Origin of the sequence: Flagellimonas cixiensis, assembly GCF_042134615.1 — a bacterium.
Lineage (GTDB): Bacteria > Bacteroidota > Bacteroidia > Flavobacteriales > Flavobacteriaceae > Flagellimonas > Flagellimonas cixiensis.
The window spans coordinates 887,051-912,887 of sequence record NZ_CP169639.1; the positions used below are offsets into that span (position 1 = coordinate 887,051).

At 40.6% G+C, this 25,837-nt stretch carries 18 protein-coding genes and 1 tRNA gene; 10 read left to right on the forward strand and 9 right to left on the reverse strand.

Annotated features, from left to right (window positions below; genetic code table 11):
• Window positions 1–46: 46 nt before the first annotated feature.
• Both ABT310_RS03980 and ABT310_RS03985 read left to right on the forward strand, forming a co-directional pair.
• Window positions 47–1,537 carry an aryl-sulfate sulfotransferase gene (locus ABT310_RS03980; RefSeq protein ID WP_375325453.1) on the forward strand — a complete coding sequence of 497 codons (1,491 nt, stop codon included), beginning with the start codon at window positions 47–49 and terminating at the stop codon, window positions 1,535–1,537.
• Window positions 1,538–1,613: 76 nt separating this feature from the next.
• Window positions 1,614–1,686, forward strand: a tRNA-Met gene (locus ABT310_RS03985).
• Between the two features lie 112 nt (window positions 1,687–1,798).
• Here ABT310_RS03985 and ABT310_RS03990 read toward each other — a convergent pair.
• Entirely contained in the window at window positions 1,799–3,133 is a 1,335-nt protein-coding gene (locus tag ABT310_RS03990) for an adenylate/guanylate cyclase domain-containing protein (RefSeq protein ID WP_375325454.1), read from the reverse strand.
• Between the two features lie 435 nt (window positions 3,134–3,568).
• On the opposite strand from ABT310_RS03990, the gene ABT310_RS03995 reads away from it, so the two are divergent.
• The 7 genes from ABT310_RS03995 to ABT310_RS04025 all read left to right on the forward strand — a co-directional run bounded on the left by ABT310_RS03995 (window position 3,569) and on the right by ABT310_RS04025 (window position 14,266).
• Window positions 3,569–5,083 carry a helix-turn-helix domain-containing protein gene (locus ABT310_RS03995; RefSeq protein ID WP_375325455.1) on the forward strand — a complete coding sequence of 505 codons (1,515 nt, stop codon included), beginning with the start codon at window positions 3,569–3,571 and terminating at the stop codon, window positions 5,081–5,083.
• A 73-nt stretch (window positions 5,084–5,156) separates the two neighbouring features.
• Window positions 5,157–5,627: a helix-turn-helix domain-containing protein gene (locus tag ABT310_RS04000; RefSeq protein ID WP_375325456.1), complete on the forward strand. Its 471-nt coding sequence runs from the start codon at window positions 5,157–5,159 to the stop codon at window positions 5,625–5,627.
• 375 nt (window positions 5,628–6,002) lie between these two features.
• Window positions 6,003–9,245, forward strand: coding sequence for a SusC/RagA family TonB-linked outer membrane protein (locus ABT310_RS04005; protein WP_375325457.1), 3,243 nt, complete (start codon window positions 6,003–6,005; stop codon window positions 9,243–9,245).
• 30 nt (window positions 9,246–9,275) lie between these two features.
• On the forward strand, window positions 9,276–10,991 hold the full coding sequence (locus tag ABT310_RS04010) for a SusD/RagB family nutrient-binding outer membrane lipoprotein (protein WP_375325458.1): 1,716 nt from the start codon (window positions 9,276–9,278) through the stop codon (window positions 10,989–10,991).
• 23 nt (window positions 10,992–11,014) lie between these two features.
• Window positions 11,015–11,815: a hypothetical protein gene (locus ABT310_RS04015; protein WP_375325459.1), complete on the forward strand. Its 801-nt coding sequence runs from the start codon at window positions 11,015–11,017 to the stop codon at window positions 11,813–11,815.
• Window positions 11,816–12,157: 342 nt separating this feature from the next.
• Complete coding sequence (locus ABT310_RS04020; RefSeq protein WP_375325460.1) at window positions 12,158–13,363, forward strand: MFS transporter; 1,206 nt, start codon at window positions 12,158–12,160, stop codon at window positions 13,361–13,363.
• 111 nt (window positions 13,364–13,474) lie between these two features.
• Window positions 13,475–14,266 (forward strand): family 16 glycosylhydrolase, encoded by a 792-nt coding sequence (locus ABT310_RS04025; protein ID WP_375325461.1) that lies wholly within the window; start codon window positions 13,475–13,477, stop codon window positions 14,264–14,266.
• Between the two features lies 1 nt (window position 14,267).
• On the opposite strand, the gene ABT310_RS04030 is transcribed toward ABT310_RS04025, so the two are convergent.
• From ABT310_RS04030 to ABT310_RS04055, 6 genes are all read right to left on the reverse strand, one after another.
• Window positions 14,268–14,450 (reverse strand): CPXCG motif-containing cysteine-rich protein, encoded by a 183-nt coding sequence (locus ABT310_RS04030; RefSeq protein ID WP_375325462.1) that lies wholly within the window; start codon window positions 14,448–14,450, stop codon window positions 14,268–14,270.
• Between the two features lie 3 nt (window positions 14,451–14,453).
• Window positions 14,454–15,779: a TolC family protein gene (locus tag ABT310_RS04035; RefSeq protein ID WP_375325463.1), complete on the reverse strand. Its 1,326-nt coding sequence runs from the start codon at window positions 15,777–15,779 to the stop codon at window positions 14,454–14,456.
• The gene (locus tag ABT310_RS04040) at window positions 15,779–19,075 is read right to left on the reverse strand and encodes an efflux RND transporter permease subunit (protein WP_375325464.1); all 3,297 of its coding nucleotides are present in this window, start codon (window positions 19,073–19,075) and stop codon (window positions 15,779–15,781) included. Before ABT310_RS04040 ends, ABT310_RS04035 begins: the two co-directional genes overlap by 1 nt.
• 12 nt (window positions 19,076–19,087) lie before the next feature.
• Window positions 19,088–20,209 carry an efflux RND transporter periplasmic adaptor subunit gene (locus ABT310_RS04045; protein ID WP_375325465.1) on the reverse strand — a complete coding sequence of 374 codons (1,122 nt, stop codon included), beginning with the start codon at window positions 20,207–20,209 and terminating at the stop codon, window positions 19,088–19,090.
• A gap of 156 nt (window positions 20,210–20,365) precedes the next feature.
• Window positions 20,366–21,250, reverse strand: coding sequence for a hypothetical protein (locus ABT310_RS04050; protein WP_375325466.1), 885 nt, complete (start codon window positions 21,248–21,250; stop codon window positions 20,366–20,368).
• 137 nt (window positions 21,251–21,387) lie between these two features.
• Window positions 21,388–23,301, reverse strand: coding sequence for an ABC-F family ATP-binding cassette domain-containing protein (locus tag ABT310_RS04055; protein ID WP_375325467.1), 1,914 nt, complete (start codon window positions 23,299–23,301; stop codon window positions 21,388–21,390).
• Window positions 23,302–23,367: 66 nt separating this feature from the next.
• Between ABT310_RS04055 and ABT310_RS04060 the strand changes: the two genes are divergently transcribed.
• On the forward strand, window positions 23,368–23,769 hold the full coding sequence (locus ABT310_RS04060; RefSeq protein ID WP_375325468.1) for a DUF983 domain-containing protein: 402 nt from the start codon (window positions 23,368–23,370) through the stop codon (window positions 23,767–23,769).
• On the opposite strand, the gene ABT310_RS04065 is transcribed toward ABT310_RS04060, so the two are convergent.
• Entirely contained in the window at window positions 23,766–24,821 is a 1,056-nt protein-coding gene (locus tag ABT310_RS04065; protein WP_375325469.1) for an NAD(P)/FAD-dependent oxidoreductase, read from the reverse strand. The genes ABT310_RS04060 and ABT310_RS04065 overlap by 4 nt on opposite strands.
• 111 nt (window positions 24,822–24,932) lie before the next feature.
• Window positions 24,933–25,835 carry a gliding motility protein GldN gene (gene gldN, locus ABT310_RS04070; RefSeq protein WP_375325470.1) on the reverse strand — a complete coding sequence of 301 codons (903 nt, stop codon included), beginning with the start codon at window positions 25,833–25,835 and terminating at the stop codon, window positions 24,933–24,935.
• Between the last annotated feature and the right edge of the window lie 2 nt (window positions 25,836–25,837).

The following is a 25,837-nucleotide window of genomic DNA, read 5'->3' on the forward strand; positions in this document are numbered from 1 at the left end:
CACAAGGTTTTTTTTAAGTATCTTTTCCCCTTCTAATACAATAAATGTGAGAAAACATCTTAACCTTACCATTGCTTTATTTACTTTCATTTTGGCTAGTTCATGCAATAATGACGATGCGCCAAACCCTATTTTTTTCAATGTAGAAATCACCACCGATGAAGGCGGAACTGCAGATGTTGAATCTGGAGAATTTTTAAAAGGAACAAATTTAGAGGTTACGGCAACGGCATTGGAAGGATATACTTTTGATGGTTGGGATGGAGATATCGTGTCGAACACGGCCACCATTTCATTTGAGGTTAACGAGGCAATAAGTATTCATGCCAATTTTAGCGCGACCCCTACCGTTAGTGAAAATGTAGTGGTGCTCAACGAAGAACTCATTGATGATTCTGGTTATATTTTTGCAATTGAAAACGGACAAAACACCTGCTATCTTTTAGATCATTTTGGAAATAAAGTATATACTTGGGTTTTTGATGATGTACTCGGACAGGATATTGAAATAACAACTGAAGGAACGGTCTTGGGCCTTTTTAAAGCGAGTAATCCAGAAATAACTTTTGGAGGACAAGCAGGTTTGATAAGGGAAATTGATAAGGATGGCACCATTTTATGGGAATATGAACTCTCCACAGCCAATGAGATAACCCACCACGATTTGACCAAGCTACCGAACGGAAATGTTCTTGTTTTGGTTTGGGAACGTATTCCTAATGAAGATGCGATCGCTGTTGGTTTGAACAATTCAACAGACATTTTCACCGAAAAATTGATTGAAATTGACCCTGAAACAGATACCATTGTCTGGGAATGGAGAAGTTGGGAGCACATTGTTCAAGATTTTGATGAGAACTTGGATACGTTTGGTGATCCATCCGTTGAAAAAAATAAAATCAATATTAGATATGCCAACTCCATTGAACACCAATTTGCGGAAATTGGTGATATTATGCACTCCAATGGCTTGGACTATCTACCAGAACAAGATATTATAGTTTTGAGTATCAATTTTTTTAGTGAAGTTTGGTTTATTGATCATAGCACAACGATCGAAGAAGCCAAAACAGATACTGGGGGTCAATTTAATAGAGGTGGTGACCTCTTGTACCGATTTGGTAATCAAAAAGTGTTTGGTGATACAGCGGCCTCTTCCATTTTTGATTACAACCACCACCCTACTTTTGTGAATACCAATGGTCAATTAAGCTTGTTGGTTTTCAACAACAATGAAATAGCTGGGCAATCAAGTGCCATGGAATTTAAGTTGCCCACTATAGATGGGGCCACTGCAATTGGTGGCGACCCTGAACTTATTTTTGAGTTTACCGATGAAACGCTTTTCCACCCAAGAATCAGTGGAGCAAACAGACTCCCTAATGGAAACACTTTAATTTGTGAGGGTGATTTTGGTTTTTGGGAAGTCACACCCGAAGGACAAGTTGTCTGGAAATATGATGGAAGCGATACCACTTTTTGGCGGGGCATTTTTTATGCCAAGGACAGTCCCGAAATTTTAAGCCTAGGAATTTGATATTCAGTCATTAAAAAACAAAACATAATTTCTGTTGTGTAGATCTATGAAATGTTCGTATATTTGCCGTCCACATCGCGGGGTAGAGCAGTAGGTAGCTCGTCGGGCTCATAACCCGAAGGTCGCTGGTTCGAGTCCAGTCCCCGCTACTAGAAGAAAGGCTTCCTATTTTGGAGGCCTTTTTTTTACGTCAATAGTACTGAAAACTTATCACAGAATTAATTCCAAAACCTTTGGTACAGCGTCGCTAAACAAAAAATTCTAATACATTTTTGGTTTTAGATTGGCATTCTCTTTCATCGTATCTATTACAAAATCAAGTGCGGCTCCCCATGCCTCCAAAGTTTGTGATGTTTTATTCTCACCAAGGACTTCATCTATGGTCTCTATCATCGATTGTTTAACTACAGGGTAATACTCTTCTTTAACACCATAATGTGTGTGGTTCTGACCCAATTTTGCCAAGCCTCTTTTTAGATGGTCCGGTCTAGAAAGGGAATATACTATCCCACCCAACATATGTGTGAGCAATCTTCCTTGGTCGGCCATATTATTTTTGAACAAATCCCTTACATAAGGGGCGTAGTTAAAAACTTTCTCATAGAATATTTCAGCAAATTTACCTTCATCTGCCAACATAATGTTCATCGAGGATTGAAGCTCCAACTGCAGGTCCATATCATTAAATCCAATGAGCTCATAAAGCTTTAAAGGATCATCCTTGCCCGCTAATTTGTTCAAGAAACATTGACCAATTTCAACGGTTTCCTTGTCAATATTACCAAAAACAGTATCCGAAATCAAAATCTTGGTATTGGTTGCCTTCGTTTCGTTCTGAATTCTGCTCGCCACATTTACCGGGTCGCCAATAACCGAAAACTGCTTATGTGTTGGATGGCCCAGATGGCCTATATAGGCATTACCAAAATTTATCCCTATTCCTGATTTGAGTTTTATGTCAATGTCTTTAAGGTCGGAGCGGTTCAAGAAATCAAGGGCATAATGCATTCCCAAGGCTGCCCTAATTGCATCTTCGCAATTCTTTTTGGCCGTTCCGCCAGTAGTGCCAAATACTCCAATTATTTCATCCCCAACATATTGATAAATTACTCCATTGTTCATCAAAATTGGTTCGCCCAAAGCAGTGTAGAACTTGTTCAACATATAAGCTATGTCAAAATTAAGATTATGTGAAGAAAGGTTGGTAAAGTTCCTTAAGTCACAAAACAGAATGGCAATGGGTCTTTCTTCGGCCAAACCTGTTGGAACCAATTCTTTTTGTAGGTTGTTGACTTCACCACTCGACCATATCAACCGTTGGATCTTAACATCCCCTTTGGGTCTTGCCTGACAAGCTAAACGAATAGATGGGTCCCATTTTCTAGCATGGCAACTAACATTTTCAAAATCCGTTTTTGGGCTTAGATTTTGGATACCCTCCAACACTCTAACCCTACAAGTGGTACAAATGCCATTACCCCCACATTCGTGTAAATGTGGAATCTTATTTTTGATGGAAATATCCAATAAGGATTCAGCAATAGAATTGGATTCTACTTGTCTATTTATTGCGGCATAGGTTATCTTGTAACTCATCGCATTTGAACTATAGAGGTTATTCAAAAATGAGAGATTACTTAAAGTTAAAGTTTTACATCCATTTTTTATAGAAGTTTTACTGTTTTATTTCAATGCGTATACTTTATGGACCATTGACAATCATTAATTTACACCTCCATTAAAGTGTGTTCTACCTATTTTCCTGCCCAACAGGCCACCTTTCATTGATTAAAAAATATAGCTGTCAATGATTGACTTTGGTAATTGTATTTTCATCCAACATGAACTTTACTTGTAAACCCTTAAAACAGTCAACCATAAATTTTCAAAAATATAATACACATAATATTAGATAGTTATATACTTAACTAAGAGTAAACTTTTATCGGGGCTTACCTATTTTAATAGTTTCTTAACGTTTTTAACATGTTATTTCCCTAAATTGTTAAGACTAATTCATCATCAATCAAAATGAGACAATTAACTAACTACATTGTCTTGCTATCTCTATTGTTCAATGGAATGATATGCCATGGTTTTGCTGCAACGGCAACCACCGGAGGAATCCCCTCAACAGTAACTTTCCAAAGTTCATTGGAATGGGCCGACTATTATTTTAACACACACGAATTTGAAAAGGCGATTCCGTTATATGAGCAAAACCTGAATATTGAAAACAAGGCGGAAAAAATTCATGTAATCAAAAAACTGGCATTATGTCAAGCCGCGTTAGACGATTCAAAAAGTGCACTTTCCAGCATTTATGATTATTTCGAGATTGACTTTCACCCTACATTTTTACTACATGATGGTTTTGATACAATTCGCGAGAACGAAGAGTTCAAAAAATTATCGGGGACGGTTATCCCAAACATTACTGCTTGGTCAGTTTTTTACTTTTTTGTTTCCCTGGTCGGGTTCTACATTGCCTTATTCTTACTTATTAGCAAGAAAATAGATAAGCAGGCGCGAGTACTTATATCGATTTTCATTTTTATTCACTCCCTATTTATTTTAAATATTTGTGTGAATCAAACCAATTACGTGTTTCAATATCCGCACACCTATTTAATGTCCACCTGGTCATCCTTTATGTACGGCCCGTTGCTTTATTTATACTTCAGAAGAGTATCCAAATCTCATGATTTTAACAAAAAAGACTTGCTGCATTTTGTACCCACCGTAATTTTAATGGTATATATGATCTTCACTGTATATGCCTTTACAGGTTCAGAAAAAATATTACAAATGCTAAACCGCCTGCAGGAAGGGCTCAATCCTGGCGATTCAACCAAACTTGTTTTAATGGTCATTCTTAAAGCATTGTCGTTGGCCATTTACGCTTATTTCGTTCATAAGATTATAAACAAAAGCAACAACGAACTACCTCAAAAAACTCGGATCTGGCAAAAAAACATGTATGTGATCCATGTAAGCTATGTGGTGGTTTATATTATTTATGGATTGTACATTATGGCCGGACAAAACAGTGGCATTATGTTCCATGCCCCAATTATATTAATGAGTGCCATGGTTTTATATGTAGGGTATGCTGCCAATGTACAGCCCGATGTGTTCAGTGGATGTTACGCCTATACCAATAGATTGTTCCCCAAATATGTAAAATCGGGATTAACACATAGTTTGAGCCATGAACTCAAAGAAAATTTGACGGACTTGTTCGAAAAGGAAAAACTGTACCGTTGCAATGACATTAATTTGGATATGGTTGCGGATAAATTGGATACGACCCGACATAATGCATCGCAGTTGATCAATGAACATTTTAATATGACCTTCCATCAATTTGTGAATTCCTATCGCATAAAAGAAGCTCAAGAATTACTACAATCGGAAGACGAACGTAATATCATCGATATTGCCTATGAAGTAGGTTACAACAATAAAGTTTCTTTCAACAAAGCATTCAAGAAAAATACCGACCTCACCCCTAGCCAGTACCTCGACCTCCTTAAAGAAGGGTAAACTCTTATCGGGAACACCGATAAACACTTACAAAATGGGTAACTAGTAGTCATCAATCAAAAACTTCAATCAAATGAGAAGACTGCTAAAACACATGGTATTGAAATACCTGGACAAAGAGGACCCGGTTAAAAAACGATTCAAGACGCCAAAGAAATACCGAAAATCTGGACTCACCTTGGATCAAGCGTTAACCATTAGGGAGAAAATTAAAAAAGCCTTTGAGGAAGACAAGATTTATAGAAGCAACGACATTGGCTTGGATGATCTGGCAACCCATATCGAACACAATCGGTATAAAGTTTCACAAGTGATCAACACCTATTTCTCCAAAAACTTTTATGCATTTGTAAACGAGTATCGCATAAAAGAGGCCAAACATTTACTGGCATCGGAACCTCATCTTAGTGTCAAGGCGATTATGTACGAAGTGGGTTTTAACAGTAAGAACAGTTTCTATACAGCCTTTAAAAAGGTGACTGGAGTTTGCCCGAACGATTACCGAAGTTCGATGGTTTATTCCTTTGAAATTCAAATGGCTTAAAAAAACCTAATCATCAACATTAAATCGTTAAGGCTATTTGCTAAAAACCTCTTGAAACCAAGAGGTTTTTTTACGCTCCTCATTCAACTAAAAACACTTTGGTTTTATGTTAAAAACAGTACTTCCCCATCGGCAAAAGGTTTTAAAAGGTACCATCCGTTTTAAAAGTACCTCTATAACCCAGCTTATGAATTGATTTGTTATGCAATTGTAAAGGTAGGGCGGTGAGAGGCCTTACTTCTAAAAAACAAAATCCATTAAGTTTTGTTCACTTCCCAGAAGTACTATTATTTGAATTAGCTATCATTTTACCTTACTCCGCCCACCTTTCTCAGTTGCCTAACTCGATTCATTTACTAACAAAACTTTATTCGTATGAAAGTAAAGAAACTGTTTGGAGCTCTGGTGGCTATATGCTTATCGTTTGCATTTGTCCAGGCCCAAGAAAAAACGGTAACCGGTACGGTAACCGATCAAGATGGTGTACCCTTGCCCGGCGTTAACATCATCATTCAGGGAACCACTCAGGGTACCCAATCCGATTTTGATGGGATGTATGCCATTGATGCCAGGGAAGGAGCCGTCCTCGTCTTCTCCTATTTAGGAATGCAAAGCATTGAACGTACCGTTGGTGCCAGCAACACCATTGATGTGCAAATGGTTGAAGATGCCTCACAACTGGAAGAAGTAGTTGTAACTGCACAAGGTATCGTTAGGGAGAAACGCTCCCTGGGTTATGCCGTAACCACGGTAGAATCCGAAAAAGTGGAAGCCAGGCCCGAAGCCGACATTGCTCGGGTGTTGAATGGTAAGGTCGCTGGTGTGAACATTACCGCAAACAATGGACTTTCCGGTTCGGGTACCAATATTATTATTCGTGGGTATTCCTCTGCCACTCAATCTAACCAGCCGTTGTTTATTGTCGATGGTATTCCGTTTGATTCCGGCACCAACACCCAAACCAATTTTTTGGACGGTAACACCGAATCTAGTAGGTTTTTGGATCTGGACCCGAACAACATTGAGAGCGTAAGTGTTTTAAAAGGTTTGAGCGCAACCGTGCTTTATGGTAACCGTGGACGTAACGGGGTGATTTTAATCACCACCAAAGGGGCTTCATCTGGAGATACAGCTTCAAAAACTGAAGTATCCATAACCCAATCCGTATTTATGTCCAATGCCGTATTACCAAAATACCAAGACAATTACGGAGGCGGTTTTCACCAAGGGTTTGGTTACTTTTTTAGTAACTGGGGTCCTCGCTTTGACCGTACAGATGATGATGGAGTGGCCCAAGCCGGTCAATTTATTAGAACTGGTCCCAATGGCGAGGCCATTCTACAACACCCTTTCAATTACATAGCAGACCCAACACTTATTGCGGGTTACGAAGACTTATTGGACGATGAATATCCTTATGTACCTTATAATGGGGTTGAAGAATTTTTTAGAACAGGATATGTGTACAGTACTTCTGTAAATGTTCGTGGCGGTTCAGAAAAAATAAATTTCAATGCCAATTACGGTCGTAATGAAGATATAGGTGTAACCCCTGGCAACAAACTGACCCGTAACAACTTTAGTTTAGGTGGTAATGCCCGACTTTCCAACAATTTTACCGTCTCAGGTGTTTTCAATTTTGCTAGAACAGGATACAAATCGCCGCCCAACGCGGTAAGTACAGGAAGTGGAGCAGCATTTAATGGTTCGGCCATTTTTGGGGATGTACTGTACACCCCGCGAAGTGTTGACCTCACCAATATCCCTTTCCAAGCCGCAGATGGTAGAAGTTTGTACTACCGTTCTGGTAACGATATACAAAACCCATATTGGACAGTAGCCAACTCAAAAACATCACAGGAAACAGACCGTTTTACCGGTAACCTCTCCATGAGTTATGCAATAAACGATTGGATGAATTTAACCTATAGAGTTGGTTTGGATACCTATACCGAGTTAAATTCCTATGGTCAAAACCGTGGAGGTGTAGATGGCCCGACCTTGGGAATCTTGAGAACCACTTCCGTAAGAAATTCCATTTGGAACCACGATTTGATTCTAAGTGCCGAAAAAGCATTGACAGATGACCTGAACCTTCAAGCTACTTTAGGGGCCAACAGCCGTAGAGACACCTATGCACAGGACGGTATTGAAAGTCAAGGGCAATTGGTTTTTGGAGTGTTGGAGCATTTCAACTTTACCACCCCATCATCCGTAAACTCATTTTCTGGTACTGCATTGAACCAAAATTTCGAGGAAAACCTTGTGGGTATTTATTTGGACGCCACACTTTCCTATAAAGACATGGTATACTTGAATGTAGTTGGACGAAATGACTGGTCCTCCACCTTGGAAACAGACAACAACTCATTGTTTTATCCAGGAGCCAGTTTATCATTTATTCCAACAACAGCTATTCCCGCATTACAGGGAAACTTCCTTAACTACGCCAAACTTCGAGTGGGTTATGGTTCATCCGCGGGTTTCCCAACTCCATTCAATACAAGAGATGTTTTGACACTGGGAGCTAGAACTTTTGTGGACACCGACGGAACTGTGGTTTCAGGAAATACGGTTTCCGATGTATTGGGTAACCGTGACCTTCAGCCAGAAAAGGTTCAAGAATTGGAAATTGGTTTGGATACCCGTTTGTTCAACAGCCTTAATTTGAATGTAAGTGTTTTCCAAAAATCAACTACAGACTTGATCACCAACAGAACTTTGGACAGTTCTACAGGTTTCCGTTCCACTTTTGTAAATATTGGAGAAGTAGAGACCAAAGGTGTAGAAGTAGATTATGATTTGGACATTTTCCGTGAAAGCGAATCAGGATTAGGATTTAACATCGCTGGTAACTTTACCACAACCGAAACTACCGTAACTGATCTAGCCGAAGGAACAAACAACATTCTATTGACCTTCGGGGTCGCCGGGGAAGCCGCCAACTACGCGGTGGAAGGCAGACCATTTGGTGTGTTCTTGGGAACAACCATCCTAAAAGACGATAACGGTAATAATATTGTAGGAAGCAATGGTAGATATTTGGTGAACAATAATATTTCAGAAATAGGGGATCCAAACCCAGATTGGACCACGGCGCTAATACCTACCATTTCGTTCAAGAATTTCACTCTATCGGCCAATTTACAATACCGCCATGGTGGTGATGTTTATTCGGTTACCACTGCTGGTTTAATAGGTAGAGGTGTTGTAGATGCTGATGATCCGCTTCACAGAGAAGCCAACTACATACTTCCCGGAGTTTTTGCCGATGGCACACCCAACAATGTGGCCATTACCTCAACAGAATTTGGTTTTAACACCTTTTTTGGAGGAGGCATCAACGAAATAAATGTGTTTGATGGATCTACCATTCGGTTGCAAGAAGCTTCATTGGGATACTCTCTTCCATCAAAAATGTTGGAAAGAACCCCATTTGGCAGCCTCTCCTTTACCCTTTCCGGTTCCAACCTCTGGTTCAAGGCCGTCAACTTCCCAGACGATGTTCGATACGACACCAACTCCTCCAGTACAGGGGTAGGTAACGGTCAAGGAATCGACTTTTTTACCGGACCATCCACAAGAAGATATGGATTAACTGTGAGAGCATCATTTTAACAGCAGCTAACAAGAATTAAAAATAATATTATGAAAAAAATATCTAAGATACTAAGTCTCTTAATCGCTGCGCTAACAATCATGTTGGGCTGTGAGACCACTTCCTTGGATGTGGTGGAGAGTCCAAATGCACTGAATCCGTCGCAGGCAAGTGTCGATTTCTTTTTAAACCAAATACAATTGATGACGGCCCAAATTCACTCTGGCGAAGAAGGCAGGGCTGAAAACGGGCTAAGTCAGTTTGGAATGGAACCTGTTCGAATCCAACACGGATTTGGACCGACATACCGAGAAAATTATGACCCTACGGATTTTGATAGGGTATGGGACAACGTTTATGCCAGAGCATTAATTGATATAAGAACCATGAACCCATTGGCCGAAGAAGCTGGGCAATACACCCATATAGCCATTGGGCAGATTTTGGAAGCTTATATTATGATGACCATGGTAGACTTCTTTGGAGATGTACCTTATAGCGAAGCTGCCAAAGGGGGCGAAGGCATTTTAAATCCCGTAGTTGATTCTGGCGCGAGCATTTATCTGGCAGCAGACCAATTGTTGGTGGATGCGATTGCCAATCTAAACAAAGATGAGACCGTTTTGCCATCCAATGATCTATTTTACGATGGAGATGAAAGCAAATGGAGAAAGCTGGCCAACACCATGCGTTTGAAGCTTTATCTTCAAACCCGTATTGCCAATGCGGACGGGTTTGGACCTGCCATCAGTACAACGCGAATCAATGAGTTGATCAATAGTGGACAATTAATTACAGATCCAGCAGACGATTTCTTCTTTCAGTGGGGGACCAACAATGCCTCACCAGATAGTAGACACCCTTATTTTGATGCCAATTATGATGGTGCTGGACCAAGTTCAGACTTTTATACCAGCAACTACTATATGGATTTGATGGCCAATCAATATAATGATCCCGATCCAAGAATTCGGTATTATTTCTACCGACAGCAATCGGATTTTTCTGGTGCTGATGTAATTACCAAAGAATGTGTCACCGAAGTTTCCCTACCTTCTTGGTGGGACCCCAGTCAACCTTATTGTACTGTTCCTGCCATCAATGGTTTGGATGGTTATTGGGGTAGAAACCACTTGGATGATGATGGTATTCCACCAGATGATGCCTTTAGAACATTACATGGAACTTACCCTGTTGGGGGTCCTTTTGATGACGATTCCTTTAGAAATGTTTCTGGGTCAGGGGCAGTTAGCGAAGGTTTGGCCGGAGCAGGTATCTCTCCCATCATGATGTCTTCATTCACCTACTTTATGTTGGCCGAAGCTTCATTGACCTTAAATACAACCGGAAGTGCTCGTGACTATTTGGAAATGGGAATCAGGCAATCCATAGGTACTGTGGTCAACTTTGGCGCTTCATTGGCCAGTGGATCAGGATTTGTTCCAACCGCAACAGCCATTGACAATCACATCGCAGAAATTTTGACCAATTACGATTCAGGTAACGATACCGATAAAATGAGAATTATAGCTGAGCAATATTTTATTGCCCTTTGGTGCAACGGAATCGAGGCGTACAATACCTACAGAAGAACAGGGCAGCCCGATAATCTTACACCTGCATTTGCCGTATCTGACCCTGGAACTTTCTTAAGATCTATGTGGTATTCACAAACCGCTGCCGATAGTAATACGAACATTGTTCAGAAAAGTGCCCCTGACACTCCAGTGTTTTGGGACACCAATCCTGAAGGATTCGTGAATTGATTTAATACCTAAATACAAAACAAATGAAAAGTACTTATAAATATATATTCGGTCTTTTTCTCATGGTATTGTTCATGGCAGCCTGTGAAGACGACGATAAAAATCCACTCAATGTGTTTGAACTGGAAAACTCTGCGGCACCTTATGTGCGAATCAATCTAGATCAAACCATTGTTCCAAAAGGAGAACTGGCCAATGCCTCTTTATCGGGTACGGTTAGTGCGCCAAGCAACAATGTGGCATCTTGGGATTTGAGCGTAACCATGGAATTGGGCGGTGTTTCCACAGACACCATTGCCTTAACTACAATCACTGATTTTCCAAGTGATATTTCAATTCCGTACACCGAAATCGCAAGTCAATTGGGCTTAACTGTGGATGACATTTCCGGAGGGGATTTTATACGGTTTTTAGGAACAGCAACTGGCGATAACGGCACCGTGGTTACCGTCGATAATTTTAGTGCAAATGTTACAGGACAGCCAGAACAGCTTCAAGCCTTTAATTTTGTGGTTTTAGTGAAGTGTTCACCCATGTCCGGAGTAACAATTCCTGGAACTTGGATCATAGAAATGCAAGATTTATATGGCGATGGTTGGGATGGAGCATTTGTCACCTTCGAAATTGATGGGGTTGCTACCAATTATACTTTTGCCGCAGGCTCGGAAGCCACATTTGAAGTTGTGGTTCCCGAAGGCACCAGCGAACTGGTCATCTCTTATACCAGTGGAGCATTTGAAGAAGAACATGTGTATACTATTGAAACACCAGATGGTGAGATTTTGGGAGAATTTGGACCCAATCCTTCACCTTGTATCAATTAAACACATTAGTTAGGTTGGTTATGAGGCCCGTTCAATTGAACGGGCCTCTTTTATTTTATCTTAAAAATGGTTCTTATAGGTCGGGAAAAGTACTAACGGACAAGGTTTTACCGAATATCAATCATTTAAACATACTTTGGTTGTGCAGTAGAAGTAGTCTTCAAAACAGCCTTGAGCGTTTACCATCTTTTCAGAATTAGTTGTTTCATTTTTGAAGGTATTTGAATTAGTCCAACCATCAAGGCTGTTTTATTTCACAGGTAATACAAAATAGAATTAAGCTAATATCATTGCAATTATTCCGAGGGTTACGACTTACCTTTGTCGTTTAATTCCTTCAACTTGGAAAACAACACAAAATCAACCAATAAAAAAGCACTTTTATCACTAGCCATAGGTGGTTTTGGCATTGGGCTCACCGAGTTCGTGATCATGGGAATCTTGCCCAACATTGCCGAAAGCATGGATATTTCCATTCCCAAAGCAGGTCACTTTATTGCCATTTATGCGTTGGGCGTGGTAATTGGAGCTCCAGTAATGGCAAGGATAACACACAGGTTACCCCCCAAAAAAACCTTGTTGTTTTTAATGCTTTGGTTTACGGTGTTCAACACACTGTCTTCCTTTTCTGGAAATTATTGGACCATGATGCTTTTCCGATTTTTATCGGGAATGCCACATGGGGCATTTTTTGGTATTGGCGCAGTGGTTTCAGGCTACTTGGCCAAACCCGGTAAGGCCGCACAAGCCATGGCCGTTATGTTTTCAGGTTTAACCGTGGCAAATATGATCGGGGTGCCTTTAGGCACCTATATCGGACAAGAATTTCATTGGATGTATTCTTTTCTATTAGTGGGAATTGCTGGAATTGCCACCCTCTCAAGCCTTTACTTTTGGATGCCCGTACAATCGCTGGAAGAAACCGGCACGGATGTGACCCAAAGTGCCACCCAAGGATTGAAAAATAAAAAATTATGGGCCTTGATCGCCTTAACAACCATTGGCACCGGTGGATTTTTTGCCTGGTACAGCTATATTGCACCATTAGTGATCAATGTGACCCAACTTCCGGAAGCCAATGTGGGTTATGTTATGATCGTGGCCGGGGTTGGCATGTTCGTAGGGAATTTTCTCGGAGCTCGCATGGTTGAACTATTTTCTCCTGTAAAATCCGTGATCATTAGCTTGTTGAGCATGACCGCCATTTTGTTGTGCAACGCGCTTTTCGCCAGTAGCGATATTGCTGTTTTTGTAATCAGTTTTATTGTAGGAGTGATTACTTTCTCGGTTACTGCACCCATTCAAATTGCCATTATTAAAGCTGCAAAAGGGGCCGAAAAATTGGGTTCTTCCATGAATCAGAGTGCATTTAATATGGGAAATGCTACGGGTGCCTATTTGGGCGGGCTTCCTATGGTCTTTGGTTTAGAGGTTACCTATGCCAGTGTTGTGGGTTCCATTTTGGCCTTTACAGGCGCAAGCATTGGCTTCGCTATTTTACGCATGCAAAAACTCAAGGTCCAAAAAACAACCAACCCTCTTCCGTAACTCCTTGAAGATACCCCACAAAAAGTAAAAAAACTTTAGTAGCTTTCAATAAACTTTTAAGGCAACATTTTGAGAGCTATTATCTTATTTTTCGTTTTTGTAGGATGCTATATGTCCCAAGTTTTGGTTATTAAAGAAATAAAACCTGTATCTTCAGAATTCAATACGTTGGTTTTTTCCGATGAATTTGAATACGAGGGAAAACCCGATGCCAAAAAATGGCACCATCAAACTTTTGCACCAAACAATGGCGGCTGGTACAACGATGAGTTACAACATTATACCGACCGCTTAGAAAATTCCTCTGTTGGTGATGGCACATTAAAAATAACAGCCTTTAAAGAAGGCTACACCACACAAAATTCAAACAAGAATTATACATCGGCAAGATTGAATTCAAAGTTTAAGTTTACTTACGGTAAAGTGGAAGTTCGAGCCAAATTGCCCTCTTCCGAAGGCACTTGGCCTGCCATTTGGACTTTGGGGGTAGATGTAAATGAAACGGGGAATTATTTTGGAGATCAATTTGGGAGTGTGGGATGGCCACTTTGTGGGGAAATCGATATTTTGGAACAAACAGGGTGGGACAAAAACAGTACTATTTCCCATTTTCATTGGGGGGATTTAAATTCCAAAGAATATAAAAATGAGGGCGGGACGCTTACCCTTCCCAAAAGCGCGGATGGTTTTCATGTTTTTGCCATGGAGTGGACTACTGATTCCATTAAAACCTTTGTGGATGGTAAGTTGGTTTACGAGTTGCCTAATTCCAAGGACAAACCCTATAACCATGACCATTACCTTATTTTAAATTTGGCTATTGGAGGTAATTTGGGGGGTGAAGTACCCGATTCTTTTACCGAGGACACCTTTGAAATTGACTACATGCGGGTTTACCAATAGATCACTGTCCCAATTCGTTCACTTCAAATAAAGTAAGTTGATCGTTTTCGAATTGGGCGGTCACCTCAATTGGGTTACAACAGACTTCACAGTCCTCAACATAGGTTTGTTGGTGTACCGAGGAATCCAATAAAAAAGAGATTTCCTCCCAACAATACGGACATTGGAACAAATGTTCATACATGGCCTAAAATTCTACATTGAGTAATTGTCCACTAATTTGTAACATTTGAAGCTCTGCAATTTTCGCATTGTATTTGGCTTGGCTTTTGGCCAATACGGCGTTCAATAAATTCAACTGTGCCTGCCTGAACTCAATGGAGGTCACCTGCCCCAATTTATAACGCTCATCGGTACGGTTAAAGTTATTCAGATTGGTCTGAAGGTTCTTTTCCTGTACTTCCAATACATACAGAGCATTGGTATAACTGTCCCAAGCATTTCTAATATCACGCTCAACTTCCAGTTCAATTTGTTTCTTGGCCAGCTCTTGGTTGGCATAAGATATTTTGGCATTCTTTACGGTGGTGATGGTTCTACCACCGTCAAATAAGTTCCAGCTTAAATTTACCGCTCCTGTAACCCCCGTAGAAGTATTTTGAAGCGCGAACGCCAAAGGGCTATTGTTTGTCGATTCATTCCAACCGTAAGTTCCGGTTAGGCCAATAGTAGGCAAATAGCCGCTTTTACTGGCTTTAAAGTTGTAGTTGCTTATATTGATGTCTTTCTCTACGATCTGCATTCTTACGTTGTTCTCCTTGGCTTCCAGGCGCATATTTTCCATTTCCAAGCCGGGCACAAAATTCACTGTGGTATCGGCCTCAAATTGTGTAGCTAGTTCCCTGTTCAGGATAAGGTTTAAATCCCTCAAGGTGTTTCGCAACAATTGCCTGGAGTTCAACAAATTGATACTATCCGTATTGATATCCACCTCGGCATTCAATACATCCAGACCTGTATTTTGTCCAAACTCAAATTGGTATTTTGCCCGTTTCAATCGGTCTTTGGAAATTTCCAAGGCCTGTTCCAAGGTATTCGTCTGTTCGGTTAAACGAGCAGCTTCATAATACACCGAAAATAATTGGAGTATGGTGGTTTCGATAGTTTGCCTCACTTCCAATTCGGATTGTTGGGAGCGTTCTTTAAAACTCTTATAATCATAATACCGTCCCAATCCATCAAACAAGGTATAATTAAGGCTCACGGAAGCATTGTACCTTCTGGTTTCGGCTCCTTCGGCCGTTCTGGTATCCCCATTGGCCAAAACCCCTTCAGAGTTTTGCTTATCAATGGTCCCACCAGCAACCCCACTTAAAGTGGGCAAATAACCTGAGTTTAATATTCCGGCATTGTTTTCGTCAATTAATTGGGAATTTTTGGCAACTTGAATTCCCAAGTTGTTCTCCAAAACCATATTAATGGCCTCCTGTTTTGTAAGTATTTGGTCTTGGGCAAAAGCCCACTGACCTACCAACATAAAAACTAGGATTGTAGTATAAAAAGTGTTTTTCATTATGCGGTCTCCTCTACAACTTTTGAAGTTTCGTGGTCGTCTTGTTCTGTGTCATTTTGGTAACTGGTTCCATTGATACCATGAAAATGATCTTCGTCCATTTCTTCTTCTTCATGCATTTCACGAATGGCTCTTTCTACTTCTTCAGCAGATACCTTGTCACCGGTCCACAAGCGCTTTGCAGCTACTTTGATGGCATTTCCAAAGGAAAGGAACAAAGGCAACATTAAAAGGGTCAATATCGTCGCAAAACCAATACCGTAGGCAATGGAAATGGCCATTGGTTTTAAAAACTGAGCTTGACGGCTTTTTTCCAATAACAGTGGTGCCAAACCTGCAATGGTGGTTACCGAGGTAAGGAAGATGGCCCTAAAACGAGAACGTCCTGCTTCATAAAGAGCGTCGTTAAACGTCATTCCTGCACGTAGGTTGATGTTGAACTTTCCAATGAGCACCAAACCATCGTTCACCATAATCCCAATCAAGGCAATAATACCCAGCATGGACAGAATATTGATGGGGAATCCATGGATCCAATGTCCCCAAGCTACTGCTGTTAAACTAAAAGGCACCATCAAAATCAACAATAAAGGTTGACTGAAACTTCTGAAAGTAAATGCGATGGTGATGAAAATTAAGAACAATACTACTGGACCAACAAAGCCAAGGGAACCGAACAATTTATTGGCCTCCCTGTTTTGTCCTTCGTAGGAAGGCGAAATGGATGGATATTTAGAGGTGATTTCGGGCATTACCTCTGTTCTTATCCAAGCCATGGCATCGGTTCCACTGGTTGTTTCTGGGTCTGTTAAATCAGCAGATATTTGAATTTCCCTTCTTCCTTCCAAGTGGTTGATGGCCACATCCCCTCTTTCAATGGTATAAGTTGCAATTTCCTTAAGTGGGATTCTGTCCCCACTAGGGGCCAAAATCCTCATTTCATCCAAATCGGAAATGGACGATCTATTTTCACGATCGTAACGAACCCAAACCCGGATTTCATCTTGACCTCTTTGAAAACGTTGTGCCTGTGCCCCAAAGAATCCCGATCTTACCTGATTCATTACGGTACGTAGGTCCAAACCTAACAAATAGGCATTCTCTTTGAGCTGCAAACGGATTTCTTTGATTCCCGCTGGGTCATTATCGGTAACATCCTTAAGGTTGGAGTTACTCAACATGGCTTGCTTCACTTCTTCTTTGGCCGCTTTTAGCTCTGCAATATTATTGCCCAAAAGTGAAACGGATACAGGACTACCTCCAAAGTTGCCTCCAGAACCATAAATCAAACTTTCCACCCCAATTACCGGCCCCACCAACTCTCTTAATCGAGTGGTTACCATATCGGAACGAATTCCATCTGGACGTTCTTCACCCGGCAGAAGGTTGATCTGCAATCTAGCTGATGAGGAACCTGGCCCTAAATTTTTGATCATATTTACAAAGAGCATTTTATCCATACCCTGAAGGTATTTATCGGTAAGCTCTTGGTTCACAATTCTTGCTTTATCTTGGATTAGACTGATTATGGAATCCGTCACTTTTTCGTTGGTACCATTTGGCATTGTCAATTCAATGGATACTTGGTCACTTGCGACCCTCGGAAAGAAGGAGGTTCTCACAATTCCCCCACCAATGGAGCCTAAGGTCAAGACCAAGGCCATAAAGAATAGGGAAAATGTTAAGACCTTATACTTCAGGGTGAAATTCAAGGCAGGGCTATACCACTTATCCCTCATAAAGTTCATGATATTATCCCCCATTTTGTTGATTACCCTCAATTTGGCAAATACACTGGCGATACCCGTCTTTGGTTTGTTGTCTTGCGGATGTAATGCCTTTGAATGCGCCAAGTGAGCTGGCAAAATAATCAGGGCTTCCACCAAGGAGACCACTAAGGTCAATATTACAATTACAGATACTTCACCAAAGAACTCTCCAATCCTACTATCCAAATGAAGGAATATGGAAAAAGCCAAAATTGTGGTGATAATAGCGGAAAGAATCGGTGGAATTACTTCCATGGTTCCATCTAGCGCGGCTCTAACGGGCGATTTACCATCTTCATAATGTTGATAGATGTTTTCCGCAATCACAATTCCATCATCCACCAATATACCGATAACAATGATCATCCCAAACAAGGACAACACGTTTATGGTCACATTGAACATAGGAGCAAAAATGAACATTCCCAAGAATGCTATGGGCAATCCAAAGGCCACCCAAAATGCCAATCTTGTGTTCAAGAAAAGTGAAAGGAATATCAAAACCAGAATCATACCTACAATTGCGTTCTCGGTAAGCAATTCGGTTCTTTGGTTAAGGGTGATGGAACGGTCATCTATGATATCCAATTGCACATTGGTGTATCGTTCATTAAAATCGGTAATGTATTCTTTTACCTTTTCGGCCGAACCCAACAAATCTTCGGTATTGGTACTGGTAATGGTAATATTTACGGCCAACTCATCATTAAAATAAGAGGCGTTTGGAGTTTCTGAGAATCGGTCCCTGATGGTGGCAACATCTTTCAATCTAACGGCACGACCGTCAGAATCGCCTCGAACCACAATATTGGAAAGTTCGTCCCCGTAATAGGAACGGTTGTTCGCACGAATCAGATATTCTTCGGTAACGGTTTTAATGTTTCCCCCGGTCACCAAAATATTGGCGTTGGCAACGGCACTGGCCACTTCATTAAATGTGAGGTTATAGGCCAATAACCTGTCTTCATCTACGGCAATCTCAATTTCTTCATTGGGGTAACCCGCCACTTGGATTTGGGAAATCCCATCAATGGCACGCAGGTCATTTTCAATTTGTCTGCCAATCTGTTTTAGGGTCGCCAACGGGATATCTTTCCCGCTCACCGCAAAACTTATGGTAGGTCGAACCGGTTCTTGTTTTGCGACCACCAAAGGCTCCATACCCGTTGGGAAGGTGGGCACTCTGTCCACGGCATTTTTCACTTCGAGAAGCATAAAATCAACGTCACGATCTTTTTCAATCTCAACGTTAATGGTCCCGCTATTTTCCCTTGATGTGGAAGTTACCCTTTCAACCCCTTGCAAACCTTTTAGATTGTCCTCAATTTTAAGCACAATACCTTCTTCAATTTCTTGGGGAGAAGCACCTGGGTAGGTAATGGTGATTGAAATATTTCGGGCTTCGTTCAATGGAAAGAACGAGGACTTGAGCGAAAGCATGCCCACAACACCAAAGACAAGAAATGCCAATATAAAGACATTAACTGCCATGTGGTATTTAATAAAATACGCGATAAGTTTTCTCACGGCTGTGTTTTTTTAGGATTTACTTTCGTCGTAAATTTTCACTAACATGCCTGCATAAGCACCTGTCATTGGTCGGGATACGATCACTTCGCCATCAGGTACATTTTTAAGCACTACTGTTTTATCCGTAAAATAAACAGGGTTCACATCCATTAGATCTAATATGGAATCCTTCACCACAAAAATTTGGTTGTTTTCCAACAATAGAGATCTATTGATTTCGATGGCGTCGGTTTCTTCGCGAGCCTCTAGTTTGGCTTCGAGATATTGACCTTCCTTTAGATTATCTCCACTAACCTCAATAAAAACGGTGATGGTTTGTGAAGCTTGATCCACTCTTCCGTTCACACGAATTACTTCGCCAGTATAGGATTGTGTTCCATCCAAATTGGACAATTCCACTTTTCTTCCAACCCTTAAAACATCCCCATAGGTTTTGCTCACCGATACTTCGAGCTCATAAACTCCAGTATTGATAAATTCACCCAACTTTTGACCGGAGCGAATCAAAGTTCCTTCGGTGACCAAAGCTTCGGCCAATACTCCATCAAACGGTGCGGTTATGGTGTGTTTGGAAAGTCGTTGTTCCAAATTCTTTACATTGTAATAATCAGAGATCACTCCTCTTCCAGAAATAAAGAACTTTTCCTTCTCTGTATCCATCTTAGGCAGTATGGGAGTGGTTTTTTCCAAATCGAAACCGTTTAGATAGGCCTGCCATTTGGGATAAATCTCTGGGTAATCCAATCGCAAATCCGCCATAATGGAGGTCAACAAATTGTAAAGATTACTTTTTGCGGCTTGTACGGATGCGTAGTATTCGTTCTCGTCAATGCGAATTAGGGTTTGCCCTGCTCTGTATTCCTGACCGGCTCTGAATAATTTACTTCCTGCCCTAAAAACCCCTTGAACTTCCGAATATAGTTCTACACGTTTTTTGGCATTTAAATTTCCATTGGCGGGCACAACAATTGGAATAGTACCATTGGATACCGTGTCAACAAAAACGGTTTTGACGACTTTTTGGGCCGGAGGCCTTCTTGTATCCTTACTTCCCGCAATTAAACCTGCAAAATAGAGGGAAACAAATATTATGACACCACCAACAAGTGCCGATATGATTAGTTTTCGCATTGGTTTAGTTAATTAATGATGGTGCAAATCTATTTCGTACAAATTTTAGATTGGTTAAATATTTCCTAAAATCCTTTTTTAATATGGTCAAATACAAAAAGGGGCCCCTAAACGGCACCCCCAAACCAGACAAACTAAATTGATAACTAACTACTACTAATCGTTTTCGTCGTCCTCGAACTTGGTGTCAGCCATTCGGGTACGTTCAAATTGAATATTGTTAAACTTAGGATTTAAGGACTTGTCATCAGAGTCGAATACCAAGAGTTCTTTCGTATTCATAAGCTTTAATCCCGTAAACGAATTGAATTGATTATTTTGTAATTGAAGTATTTGCAGACTTGCCAATTGTCCGAATTCTTGAGGAATTTCTCCGCCTAATTGGTTATTGGCCAAGACCAACTCTTTAAGTGCTCCCAATTTTCCAATTTCCGCAGGAATCTCGCCTTCCAAATTATTCTCGAAAAGTCCGAGAGCCTGCAACTTTGTCAAATTACCTATAGATTTAGGGATAATACCCCTCAAATTATTACTGGACAAATTGAGTTCCTTCAAATTGACTAGGGTACCAAAACCTTCGGGAATCGGTCCGGTGAGAAAGTTATTGAACATTGAAAATATTTCCAGTTTTCTCATTTGACCAACTTCTGTTGGCAAGGCTCCTTTGATGCGGTTCATCTCCAATCGAAGCACTTTTATATTTTCCAGCTTCACAATATCCTTGGGCAATATGCCTGTAATATTATTGAAGGCTAAATTAAGTTCTGTAAGATGTTTTAGTTTTCCGATACTTTCTGGCAACACACCATCAAGGTTGTTCATAAAAAGAGAAATTCCTACAACATGCCCATCTTTTAACTGAACTCCATTCCAAGTTTCAACGGGTGCATTTAAATCCCATTTTACCTTCCATTGCTCACCATTGGTACTTTCGTAAAGGTCTACCAACACCTGTTTTTCCAAACGAGTTATTTGGCCATTGGCAGCTAAAGCGCCAAAAGACATCACCAAGCACATAAGAAAGATTACCAATCGATTCATGAAATACTTATTTCCTTGTAAAGAATTTACTTACAAAGTAACAATAAGTAAGAAAATCCCACAAATATTATCGACGAACATGCCCGAAAATGTTGTGAACCAGTTAAAAAGAGTGGTCAGAAATGTAGGAAAAGGATTTAGCCCAATGATTCTAGCTCATGCGAGATGTTTTCCCAGTCACCCATTAGGGATTCCAATTCCTTTTTCTTTTTCTGATAACCATCGAAAAAACCTCTTTTGGCGATGGTGGCGTCGTAGTCCAACAGCAGTTCATGGTCGATTTCAGCAATCTCCTTTTCCAGTTGGGAAATGCGTTTTTCCACTCCGCTCAATTTATTTTTTAATGACTTTAATTTCTTTTGGGTTTGATAGTCGTTTTCCTTGGGTTTCTCGATTGCCTTTTCTTCTTTCTTTTTCTCACCCTTTTCAACACTGCGGAAGTCCTCTACCTGACGTTGCTCCAGATAAAAATCAATATCACCCAAATACTCCTTGATACTACCGTCCTTAAATTCGTAAACTCTGTCTGTTAGACCTTGCAAAAAGTCCCTATCGTGAGAAACCAAAATCAAGGTGCCTTCAAAACTTTGTAACGATTGTTTCAACACATTCTTGGATTTAATGTCCAAGTGGTTCGTAGGCTCATCCATTACCAACACATTAAAGGGCTGTAGCAGCATTTTGGCCAAGGCCAATCGATTTCGTTCCCCACCAGAAAGCACCTTCACATATTTATCAACCTCATCACCACGGAACAAAAAAGAGCCTAAAATATCCCTTACCTTACTTCGGTTCTGCTCATTGGCGGCATCGATCATGGTATCGAGAATGGTTTTGTCTCCATCCAAATATTCTGCTTGGTTCTGTGCAAAATATCCCAATTGAACATTGTGACCCATCTTTAAATGGCCTTGGTGCTCCAACTCCCCGACCATTATTTTGGCCAAAGTGGTTTTACCTTGACCATTTTGCCCCACAAAGGCAGTCTTACTGCCACGTTCTACCAATAAATCAATTTGTTCCAATACTTTTTTGGGGCCGTAACTTTTTGAAACGCCATCCAATTCGGCAATAACTTTCCCTGGATTCACAGAGACAGGAAAACGCACATTCATAACGCTGTTGTCTTCTTCATCCACCTCAATGCGGTCCATTTTATCCAATTTTTTAATCAATGACTGCGCCATAGAGGCCTTACTGGATTTCGCACGAAACTTTTCAATTAATCGTTCGGTCTGTTGAATTTGCTTTTCTTGGTTTTTTTGGGCACTGAGCTGCTGCTCCATGATTTCTTTTCTGTGCGCCAAAAACTTGGTGTAGGGTTTATTGTAATCATATATTCTACCCAATGAAATTTCTATAGTACGGTTGGTCACATTGTCCAAAAACATTTTATCGTGGGATACAATCACCACAGCTCCTGAATAGTTGTTCAGAAACTGCTCCAACCAAATAATGGATTCGATATCCAAGTGGTTGGTAGGCTCATCCAGCAACAAAACATCGTTGTTTTGAAGTAGAAGTTTGGCCAATTCGATTCGCATTCGCCAACCACCAGAGAAGGTATCGGTGAGTTTATTGAAATCCTCTCGTTTAAAACCCAGTCCCAACAATACTTTTTCCGTATCCCCTTGGTAGTTATAGCCTCCCAAAATCTCATATCGATGAGTCACGTCGTTAAGATCTACCATTAATTTATGGTAACCTTCACTTTCGTAATCGGTACGCTCCGCCAAACCTGTGTTGATTTCATCCAGTTTTAGCTCCAATGCCTTTATTTCTGAAAATGCTTGATAGGATTCTTCCAAAACGGTGCGTCCTTGTTCAAAATCGATATCCTGTTTTAGAAAACCAATTTTAATGTCCTTTTCCATGGCAATGGTCCCTTCGTCCAAGGGCATTTCTTTAGAAAGTAATTTGAGCATTGTGGATTTACCTGCACCATTTTTTCCGATGAGGCCCACCCTATCGCCCCCATTTAAGCGAAACGAGATTTCCTCGAACAAATATTCACCCCCGAAGGCAACAGAAAGATTATGGACATTTAGCATTTTATGTGACTTGAATTACAAAAGAAGACGACTTGAATCTTTACTTTTACGTAAAAATTGGTGCAAATGTTAAAAAAAGGAACCAAACTGTACAGTATTTTAACAGGAAGTTGTCCTAGATGCCACGAAGAGAGCATGTACGAAAAGTCAAATCCGTATGCTTTATCCAAAATTTTTAAAATGAACGATCGGTGTTCCCATTGTGATCTCAAGTACAAAATTGAGCCTTCTTTCTTTTATGGGGCCATGTATGTGAGTTATGGGGTTGGGATAGCATTTGCTGTGGCTGCTTTTGTGATTTCCTTTCTGATTTTCGGCACTACATTGATCAATACTTTTATTGCCATTGTGGGTACCTTAATTGTATTTATGCCAGTTATTATTCGTTTGTCGCGTAATATTTGGATCAATTTCTTCGTGAAATATGACTCAAGCGCTAAAAAGCAGCATCAAACCGTTAAGGGTTAAGTCCTGTAGTATTTTTTGGTAAACCTTGCGATATCGATTTCTTTATCAAGCTGAGTTCCGTTTTCAATATAATTATACAATTGTTTGGAAGCGTAGGGAGCAATCATTACACCTCTTGAACCAAATCCGTTAAGCACATAAAGGTTGGTGCGCTCAGGATGCCTGCCCACTAAGGGCCTGCGGTCTACCACTGTAGGTCTTATGCCTGCCACATGGTCTACAACTTCAAAATCACATTTTAAAAAGGACTTTAATTTTTCCAAGAGCTCGATTTTGGAGTCCTCGGTCGGCAGATTGGTCTTGTCTTTCCATTTATAAGTGGCTCCCACCAAATACCTATCATTTTCCAAAGGAATGGTAAACACTCCCGATTTAATAACATGTTGTTCCTTGTAGTCTGGTGCTTTAATGATGAGAAGCTCGCCCTTGGTTCCATTTAAAGGCAAATAACCAAAATAAGGACTTTGTTTAAGCCCAAAACCACAGGCAAACACAATTTGTTTCGCTTCTATAGATTGGTAGACCACTCTGTCCTGCTTAATTCTTAAAGATTCATGTTGAAAGGTTTCTTGATGTAGTAGTCCTTTTTGTTCCACATATTTTTTATAGGCCCCAACCAAAGTTGCGGTATCAATGCGACCTGTATATTTTACTTCTCCAAAACCATAAAGTGCTTCAATGTTCGGATTGTGGTTTGGATGAATTTTTGTGGAAAGGAAATGGTCCAATCCGGGTCGGTCGGCAGCTTCGAACCAATTATTTTGTTCCTCTACTGAGGCAAATTTTCGGAGTACGGGGAGTTCATAATCCAAAGGCACTCCCAATTTATCTTCCAACTGTCTATAAAATGGCTTGGCCTGCTCTATTTGCTGTTGGGCATTCCATGCCAATGTAAAGCGTTTTAAAATGACCGGGTTGTACAATCCGCCAGCAACTTGGGAAGCTTGTTGGGATTGGTCGGTAATCACCTTATAGGTTTTTCTATTTTTCTCCAATGCCTCACAAAAAGAAATGCCTGCCAAACCTAAACCAACTACTAAATAATCTATCATGAAGCAAAATTAAGCAACAGTTGGCTTGAATAAGATTATAGCACAAAAAAACGCCGCACTTAAGTGCGGCGTAATTTGTATTGAATTGGAAATTATTTGTGAAGTTACCTATTAGTAAGCCCACATATCTTGCTCTCGGTCTCTTATGCCCTCTTTGATTCTTTGGGCTTCCAAGAGTTGGAACAATGAATTGTCAAAAATATAATCGCTGATCTCACGATCTTCGTGAACGTTTTCCTCTTTGTAGATCACTCCGTTAAAACGACGTGCATTCAACAACATATCAAAGGAAATCGGCCTTGCAGAGTTGCGTTGATTGTACACTTTGGCTTCGTGCAAAATTTGCCTAGCCGCAGGGTACCATACCCAGAACAATTCTACCTTGTTCTGTCCAGGGTCGATGGACTCATCGTCGATGAAGTTTACATCGGGAGCCACTGGAGCAATACCCAACAAGCGATATTTAAGCTCTCCTTGGCGTTTATCGAAATACCAGATTCCTTTGATGCGGTACTCTTCAATATCGGCTGCGGTAAGGTCCCTTTTGTTAATAAACTCAGGGGAAATTTGCTCACCGGCGTTCAATTGCTCGTACCCAAGGTCTGTGGTATCTACTTTACTCAAGGTAGCTGAAAGGTCAGATAACTTTCTTTTCTCGGTAAAATAAGAATCCGTGTACACCTCGGTCAATTTACCTTCCCTGATGCTTTTCATCAGTACGTGGTACAAAGACCTTCTATCTTTTCCAATACCTATGGTATCGGTTGGGTAGTACAAGGGAAAGTTAACTCTTTCGTCAAGATCCACGATTTCCCAAACGGTTTTGGACCAAAGGATATCCCTGTCATCCACATAACCGTATTCCAAAGGAGCATCGGCATCTTGCTCTATTTGAGCTTGGGTTTTTTTACCTATATCCTCTGGCAATTTGGCGTTCAAAATATTCGCCTGGGCCATGATCGATACGGGCAATACACCCAACAATCCTATTAATAATGCGTTTTTCCAATTCATGA

Coding starts and splice junctions, on each gene's coding strand:
- ABT310_RS03990 (WP_375325454.1), bottom strand. CDS start 3,133: ATGAGTTACAAGATAACCTATGCCGCAATAAATAGACAAGTAGAATCC.
- ABT310_RS03995 (WP_375325455.1), top strand. CDS start 3,569: ATGAGACAATTAACTAACTACATTGTCTTGCTATCTCTATTGTTCAAT.
- ABT310_RS04000 (WP_375325456.1), top strand. CDS start 5,157: ATGAGAAGACTGCTAAAACACATGGTATTGAAATACCTGGACAAAGAG.
- ABT310_RS04005 (WP_375325457.1), top strand. CDS start 6,003: ATGAAAGTAAAGAAACTGTTTGGAGCTCTGGTGGCTATATGCTTATCG.
- ABT310_RS04010 (WP_375325458.1), top strand. CDS start 9,276: ATGAAAAAAATATCTAAGATACTAAGTCTCTTAATCGCTGCGCTAACA.
- ABT310_RS04015 (WP_375325459.1), top strand. CDS start 11,015: ATGAAAAGTACTTATAAATATATATTCGGTCTTTTTCTCATGGTATTG.
- ABT310_RS04025 (WP_375325461.1), top strand. CDS start 13,475: ATGTCCCAAGTTTTGGTTATTAAAGAAATAAAACCTGTATCTTCAGAA.
- ABT310_RS04030 (WP_375325462.1), bottom strand. CDS start 14,450: ATGTATGAACATTTGTTCCAATGTCCGTATTGTTGGGAGGAAATCTCT.
- ABT310_RS04035 (WP_375325463.1), bottom strand. CDS start 15,779: ATGAAAAACACTTTTTATACTACAATCCTAGTTTTTATGTTGGTAGGT.
- ABT310_RS04045 (WP_375325465.1), bottom strand. CDS start 20,209: ATGCGAAAACTAATCATATCGGCACTTGTTGGTGGTGTCATAATATTT.
- ABT310_RS04050 (WP_375325466.1), bottom strand. CDS start 21,250: ATGAATCGATTGGTAATCTTTCTTATGTGCTTGGTGATGTCTTTTGGC.
- ABT310_RS04055 (WP_375325467.1), bottom strand. CDS start 23,301: ATGCTAAATGTCCATAATCTTTCTGTTGCCTTCGGGGGTGAATATTTG.
- ABT310_RS04060 (WP_375325468.1), top strand. CDS start 23,368: ATGTTAAAAAAAGGAACCAAACTGTACAGTATTTTAACAGGAAGTTGT.
- ABT310_RS04065 (WP_375325469.1), bottom strand. CDS start 24,821: ATGATAGATTATTTAGTAGTTGGTTTAGGTTTGGCAGGCATTTCTTTT.
- gldN (WP_375325470.1), bottom strand. CDS start 25,835: ATGAATTGGAAAAACGCATTATTAATAGGATTGTTGGGTGTATTGCCC.